The following is a 619-nucleotide window of genomic DNA, read 5'->3' as shown; positions in this document are numbered from 1 at the left end:
GCTGCCATGAGCCAGGCCACAAAAAGCCTGAGCCAGTTCAGGATCAGCCGCAGATTGTGCCCGGCTGCCACCAGCAGCGCATTGATGGCGTCGCCGGCCGCTCCGAGCAGGTGATTGCGTCCCAATCGCCCGTCCGCCTTCATGTGTCCGATCATCGGCTCGATCGCCGACCGGCGTCGCAGCTCGCGCCTGATCGTGGGCGTGAGCCCCCGCCGCTGGCGGGCAATGAACACGCGCTCCTTATGCGCATAGTCGTGCCCACGATAGCCCAGGTCGACGTAAATGCGCGCGGGCTCAACCCCACTCAAGGCCGTCACCTGCCCCACGGTGGCGCTGAGCGTGTGGCCATCATATGGATTGCCCTCCAGTGCCTTGGACGCGAGCACGAAGCCTTCGCGGTTGGTCACCGCCAGTGCGACCTTGGAGCCGAATTCGTACGGCCGATGCGCCTTGCCCTTGGCGATGCACACCACCTCTGGGGCGTGGAGGCTGTAGAGCTTGTTCTTGCTCGTGCGCTCCTGCGTCAGAAGACGCTCGACGAGGCCGAGCAGAGAAGCAAACCGGCGTGAGAGAACCTCATCACCGGCGACTTTGCGGGTGACATCGCGGTACACGCGTC

General features: G+C 64.8%; 1 protein-coding gene. It reads right to left on the bottom strand.

The window, feature by feature from the left end:
- Window positions 1–619 (bottom strand): transposase (locus tag KBI52_RS01020; protein ID WP_371823090.1); only part of this gene is annotated, 619 nt, incomplete at both ends.

Origin of the sequence: Microvirga sp. HBU67558 (assembly GCF_018069605.1) — a bacterium.
Taxonomy (GTDB): domain Bacteria; phylum Pseudomonadota; class Alphaproteobacteria; order Rhizobiales; family Beijerinckiaceae; genus Microvirga; species Microvirga terrae.
This window is presented reverse-complemented; position numbering and strand designations above follow the sequence as displayed.